Origin of the sequence: Bacteroides sp. An269, from assembly GCF_002159755.1 — a bacterium.
GTDB classification, from domain to species: Bacteria; Bacteroidota; Bacteroidia; order Bacteroidales; family Bacteroidaceae; genus Phocaeicola; species Phocaeicola intestinalis.
In genome coordinates this window covers 24,588-31,573 of sequence record NZ_NFJG01000039.1, presented here as the reverse complement: position 1 = coordinate 31,573, position 6,986 = coordinate 24,588, and the positions used below count along the sequence as shown (strand labels likewise).

General features: G+C 47.3%; 4 protein-coding genes. 3 read left to right on the top strand and 1 reads right to left on the bottom strand.

Annotated elements, in window-relative coordinates:
- Positions 1-276: 276 nt before the first annotated feature.
- On the bottom strand, positions 277-2,370 hold the full coding sequence (locus B5F71_RS09405; protein ID WP_087209614.1) for a beta-galactosidase: 2,094 nt from the start codon (positions 2,368-2,370) through the stop codon (positions 277-279).
- Between the two features lie 570 nt (positions 2,371-2,940).
- Here B5F71_RS09405 and B5F71_RS09400 point away from each other — a divergent pair.
- The 3 genes from B5F71_RS09400 (at position 2,941) to B5F71_RS09390 (ending at position 6,982) form a co-directional block, all read left to right on the top strand.
- Positions 2,941-3,576: a DUF4450 domain-containing protein gene (locus B5F71_RS09400; RefSeq protein WP_087209611.1), complete on the top strand. Its 636-nt coding sequence runs from the start codon at positions 2,941-2,943 to the stop codon at positions 3,574-3,576.
- Positions 3,573-4,994, top strand: coding sequence for a glycoside hydrolase family 28 protein (locus tag B5F71_RS09395; protein WP_022039937.1), 1,422 nt, complete (start codon positions 3,573-3,575; stop codon positions 4,992-4,994). Before B5F71_RS09400 ends, B5F71_RS09395 begins: the two co-directional genes overlap by 4 nt.
- Before the next feature lie 89 nt (positions 4,995-5,083).
- On the top strand, positions 5,084-6,982 hold the full coding sequence (locus B5F71_RS09390) for a rhamnogalacturonan lyase (RefSeq protein WP_087209620.1): 1,899 nt from the start codon (positions 5,084-5,086) through the stop codon (positions 6,980-6,982).
- Positions 6,983-6,986 lie beyond the last annotated feature (4 nt).

Here is a 6,986-nt window from a genome sequence, read left to right as displayed (position 1 = left end):
GCTTGATGTATCCGTTTTCGTGTGTGCTTTGGGCGATTTTTTGGTCCTTTCCGCTCCTGTTCTTCGTCAGATAGCCCGCTATCTTCCTCATCACAGAAGCGGAAATGCCACAAAAACTCATCCCAAATCATCGCACGATAAATTCAAAACAGCTTCTGAATTTCTACAAAAAATATTTTTGCTTGATGCATTTACTTTGAGCGATAAATTCAAAACAGCTTAATTATAGATTTTCATGAACAATGCCTAATAAACCGATTGTATATCCATCAGTTATCATTCACTACTTTTCATTTGTGACTTAAATACTAAAACACCTGCTGTAGGAATATCAGGTGTCCCTATCATCACTTTGCTATCATCTGGAAGATTAAAATGATAAGGACGGTCGCTATAGTTTAAAACGATACCGAATCCATTACGGTATTCAAGAGTAATCCCATAAGGAAGGTCGAGTACAGGGATTTGTAAACGGGCATAAAGTTTGTCTAATATACGGCGTTCCAGCTTGCCATCACGCGTGTCAACACCGATATATGTAACTGTTCCCTTACCTAAACGACGAAAAGTAACGGCTGGCCTTCCATCATAAAACTCATCTTTGTAAGTCGCCCATACTTCATTTTCTTTGCCAGGGACAAGAATTTCACCCCATGTATTCCATAGATAATCTGTTCCATCCATTGAGACCTTTCCAGGTATGTCGGGCAACAAAAGGTCATAAAAGTCAATCCGGTTTCCTGTCAGTTTATCCAACATGGCACCGAAAGGAGCTTCGGGAAAACGTCCGAAACGGTCTTTCTGTCCTGTACGGCATGTCAGCACCAAATTACCTCCCTGCTCTACATATTTCATCCAACGGCCGACTAACGCAGTATCGGCAAGTTCGTATGCCGGAACAATCATCACAGGATATTGGGTAAAGTCTTTTTCCTCGGAAATGAAGTCTACCGGTGCACCATACGCCTTCAATGCCCTGTAATAATGATTCAGATGATGGAAAGTATCCCAGGTACGGTTTTGCTTCTGGCGGTCCATACTCCAATAATTTTCCGGATTCCAAAGCACGGCAGTAGTGCGCTTCAGATAGGCTTCCGGTTTATGGTCGAGAGGTGCGGCTTCTTTTCGCAGAGTCTTTATCTCTTGTATGAATTGTGCATATTCGTGACCTCCGGGAGTCAATGTCACACCGTCAGTACCTACAATTCCATAATGATACTGCTCGGTGCCATAAAGAGGTTGCCGGTAACGATAAGTACAGATAAAGTCGGAGCCACCGGCAAAAACACTCCACAACCACAGACGGACAGCTCCGGGAAGCGGCTGTGGGTTAATACTTCCCCAGTTAACTTGTCCGGGCTGGAGTTCCATTACTCCATAAGTGCCGTTTATCGGACGTACGTAATCGTTTGCCATAGCAATACGCAAGGGGTTTCCAACCCGGTAGCCCCGACGTCCGATTCCTTCATTATCGCCATATACCATATAGCGTGTATAGCTTACGAAATCAAGCTGCCTGCTTCCACCGATAATTCCTCGGTCGTAATCGGGAATATAATTAGTGGTAACCCACTGGTCATGTGCATACTGTTTGATAAGGCGACACTGCTCGTTGAGGAAGTCGTTAGTCACGTGTGCAGCGTAGCGCTTGTAGTCCAGTATCTGATGGGCATTCATAAACATCTGTGCCATCTTGGGGAGAGTAATTTCATCGAATGATGCATATACCTCGCTCCAGAAAGCAGTTCCCCAGGCGCGGTTCAGCGCAGTGATATCATCATGGTATTTCTGGCGCAGGAAATCGCGGAACCCCAGTTCGGCCTGCTTGTTGTAGTCAAACTGCACATTTGGTTCGTTATCCAGTTGCCAGCCTATGATACGCGGGTCATCGCCATAATGCTGCGCCAGAGCTTCTATCATGCGTGCAGCCAGCTTACGGTACAAAGGCGAGGCGAAAGAGGCATGTTGACGGGCACCATGGTCGAGGATAGTACCATCTTCGTTCCGGACGAGTATTTCCGGATATTTCCGGCTGAGCCATACGGGTGGAGTGGCAGTAGATGTACACATAATGACTTTCAGGTCGTACTTGGCAGCCAGTTCCACTGCCTTGTCCAACCAGCTGAAATCGTAGATACCTTCTTCGGGTTCCAGCTGCGCCCAGGCAAATTCGGCAAAGTGCGTAAACTCGAATCCCAATTCGTGCATTCGTTTCAAGTCTCGTTCCCACTGGCTTTCGTCCCAGTGTTCGGGATAATAATAAGCCCCTGTCAGAGTCAGGTCTTTTTCGTCAAACCACTGCTTTTGGGCACAAATGCCGTTCACCGACAAAACACTCCCCAGCAGCAAAGCAATCCATTGTTTTTTCATCGCAATATAATTTAAACATGAGTAGACAAATCCACAAGATGATGAACTAAGAAATTGTTTTGAATTTCTACAAAAAGTTTTTTCCTGGCTTGATGTATTCGTTTTCGTGTGTGCTTTGGGTAACCAAATCATCGCACGATAAATTCAAAAACAGTTTCTAACAGGTCCTTAATAATATTTTAATGAATGTCCGCATTCATCCAATACATACCCCTAAAAAATGAATATATACTGCATCCGCAGTTGAATATATACTGCATTCGCGGTTGAATATATACTGCATCCGCCTACGAATATATACTTCATCGGCAAACGCAGTACTACTGCATTTTCAACTCAGTCGAATTGGCTAATTGCGGACATTCATTATATTTTAAGGTATCTGAAAACCTTATCGCCTCATCAACTAAAAAACAATACAAAACTAAGAAGATTTTCCACGCTTTCCATACCCTCCCTTTCTTTTTGCACAAATATCAAGGTTTCTGTATAATATTCCATGTAGCTGTATGCTGGAAAACACTACTTTTGCACTACAAACACATAGACAACATCAAATATTGACCAATTATGAAGAAATACATTTGGGCAGTCATCTGCTTCATAGTTTGCCATGTCCTGCCTGCCAAAGCACAGTATGCTGGCAGCTATCCGATGCCCGACGGGTCGGGGACATTAAGACTGGGCATAACCGGAAACGGACAAGACAGATGGCTAAAAACAAACGATACACTGATGAAAGAGAGCCTCATCATCCGGCACATCCTTCTGAAAGACACGCAAGGCTTCATCCTGGAAGTAACGAACCATTCTTTGCCCGACAGCGTCAGGCTGGTCTGGGCATTGGGAGGTTTCGATTCGCCCACCCCTTCCACCGATATCGCTCCGGAAACCTGCCGCGACAATATATTTAATATAGAAGGTCACCAAATAACCGTCTATCATGGAAAAATAATGCATCTGCGGGTGACTCAAGCACTCGTACCTCCACATATCGAAGTCCGCCTGTGCGACGGGAACCAGCAAGAAACGCCGATGACACTTTTCACGTCTGGGAAAAAGACAGATGCGCCCGTATTTTGCGGTACAAGCTATATTCCGCAGGGAGAAACCGTATACTTCTGCCTCTACAAACCGAATCGACAGGCTGACTACGCCTATTACATGCTACCCGAACTTGTACAATCTTTAAAACACCGGCCATGAAAATACTGATTCACATTCTGTTTGCCCTGCTAGGCTGCAGCCACCTGTCTGCCGCCATTTACAATGTAAAAGATTTCGGAGCCACTGGAGACGGAACTCATATCGATTCCGAAGCCATCAACCGTGCTATCCGAAAAGCTGCTTCCGGAGGAGGAGGAACAGTCTATGTACCGGCAGGCGAATATGCCTGTTATTCCATCCGGCTGGCAAGCCATATCCATTTATACTTGGAACAAGGAGCCACACTCATAGGAGCTTTCCCGACACCGACCGGAAAATACGACTCAGCCGAGCCAAACAGCCATGATACATATCAAGACTTCGGACACAGCCATTGGCAAAACTCGCTCATCTGGGGCATCGGACTGGAAGACATTACCATCAGCGGTCCCGGTACCATCTACGGCAAAGGGCTGACACGTGAAGAAAGCCGGCTGGACGGTGTAGGCAACAAGGCTATCAGCCTGAAAAACTGCAAGAATGTAACCTTAAAAGACCTGAATATGTTCCAGTGCGGACATTTCGCCCTGCTGGCTACCGGGGTGGACAACCTGACCATCACCAACCTGAAAGTGGATACAAACCGCGATGGATTCGATATAGACTGCTGTCGGAACGTACGCATCCTGGCTTGTAGTGTCAATACCCCTTGGGATGATGCCATCGTACTGAAGGCTTCGTATGCCTTGGGCACTTTCAGAGATACCGAAAACGTCACCATCTCCGACTGCTATGTCAGTGGCTACGACCGCGGTTCGATGCTGGATGCTTCGTGGCAATTGGACGAGCCTCAAGCTCCCGACCATGGCTACCGTACAGGCCGCATCAAGATAGGAACCGAATCAAGCGGAGGATTCAAGAACATAGCCATTACCAATTGTATCTTCGAACATTGCCGGGGACTGGCTTTAGAAAGTGTAGACGGAGGTAGTTTGGAAGACATTGTTATCAGCAACATCACTTTGCGCAACATCGTCAATGCCGGCATTTTCTTACGCCTGGGAGCACGGATGCGGAGTCCTGAAGGGACGCCTGTAGGGAGTATGAAACGCATCCGCATCAGCCATGTCAATGCTTACAACGTCGACTCACGCTATGCTTCCATTATTAGCGGAGTACCCGGTGCCATTATCGAAGACGTAAGCCTAAGCGATATACACCTTTATTATAAAGGAGGATATACTCAAGCAGACGCAGTCAACCCTGTACCCGAAGCCGAAAAAGCCTACCCTGAACCTTGGATGTTCGGTACTGTTCCGGCAAAAGGATTTTACATCCGTCATGCACGCGACATTTTTTTCGACCAAGTCAGCTTCCACTTCGAACAACCCGACGAACGTCCGCTGTTCGTAACCGATGATGCAGAAAACATCCATTACGAAAATATCCGGGTAAACGGAAAGAAAATAAATCAATAATCGTCATTTAATTAAAAACCAATAACACAAACAAAGACATGAAAACACAAAACAAATGGCTGCTGCCGATAGCCCTCTGTTGTACCTGCATGGCAGGAACGGCACAGCCTCGTTACGATTTCGAACACATGCAACGCGAAAAACTGGGACGTGGTGTAGTGGCCATCCGTCAAAATGTCAATCAGGTAGCTCTATCATGGAGATACTTGTCTTCCGACCCCATCGAAACAGCTTTCAATCTGTATCGCAACGGAACAAAGATAGCCACCGTTCCAGCTGGAACAGGTACATTCTATACCGATTCGTATCAAGGAAAGCAGGCAGCTGTCTATACCGTAAAGCCTCTCGTCAATGGAAAAGAAGCAGAAGGCAGCTCGTATACCCTGCCGGCAAATGCACCTGCAGGCTACATCAACATCCCGCTCGACCATCCTGCCGACGGAGTGACTCCAGCCGGAGATACTTACACTTATAGTCCGAACGATGCTTCCATCGGCGATGTAGACGGAGACGGAAACTACGAAATTATCTTGAAATGGGATCCATCAAATGCACATGACAATGCACATGACGGATACACGGGTAATGTCTATTTCGATTGCTACCGCCTGACGGGCGAAAAGCTGTGGCGCATAGACTTGGGCAAGAACATCCGTGCCGGCGCACACTATACCCAATTCATGGTGTACGACCTGAATGGTGACGGACGTGCTGAAGTGGTAATGAAGACTTCTGACGGAACGATAGACGGAAAAGGGAATGTGATAGGCAATGCCAATGCAGACTACCGCGAACCGGGTGACCCACAAGCCCCACGAGGAGGCGATTTCTCGCCCAATGACCCTCGAAGCAAACGGAATGCAGGTGCACCTCCTCGCAATCAGGGACGTATCCTGACCGGAAACGAATACCTCACTGTATTCAGCGGACTTACTGGCGAGGCTTTGAAAACCATCGATTACGTTCCTGCCCGAGGCAACCTGCAAGACTGGGGCGATACACGTGCCAACCGGAGCGACCGCTATCTGGCATGTATCGCTTATCTGGACGGAAAGCACCCCAGCGTAGTGATGTGCCGCGGCTATTACACACGCGTCACACTGACTGCTTTCGACTGGGATGGAAAGGAACTGAAGCAACGCTGGATGTTCGACAGTTACCAACCCGGCTGGGATGATTACTCCGGACAAGGGAACCACAACCTGCGGGTAGCCGATGTGGACGGAGATGGATGCGATGAAATCATTTATGGCTCATGCACCATCGACCATGATGGAAAAGGACTGTACTCTACCCATTTGGGACACGGCGATGCCTTGCACCTGACACAGTTCGATCCGTCAAATCCCAGACTACAAGTATGGGCATGTCACGAAAACCGCAAAGACGGTTCTACTTTCCGCGATGCAGCTACAGGCGAAATCCTGTTCCAGATACCAGACAAATCAGATGTAGGACGTTGTATGGCAGCCGACATCGACCCCACGAACTATGGTGTGGAAATGTGGTCGCTGGCATCAGGCGGCATCCGGAACTTCAAAGGAGAGACAGTGGTTCCTGGACGTGTTCCCGGACTATCCTATAACATGGCTGTATGGTGGGACGGTGATCTGCTACGCGAACTACTGGACAAGAATCGAATCAGTAAGTACGACTGGGAAAACAAACGCTGTAACATCATCGCAACTTTCGATGGATGCGATTCGAACAACGGTACCAAGTCTACCCCCTGCCTGCAAGGAGACATCATAGGAGACTGGCGCGAAGAAGTATTGCTCCGTACCACCGACAACAAATCCTTACGGCTCTATGTCACGACAATACCCACGTCTTACCGTTTCCATCCGTTTACAGAAGACCCGATATACCGTATCAGCATCGCTACCGAAAATGTAGCTTATAACCAACCGACACAACCTGGTTTCTACATCGGTCCTGATTTGAAAAAAGGCATATTCAGAGGATTTGACTTCGATCATTCAAAATAAAACA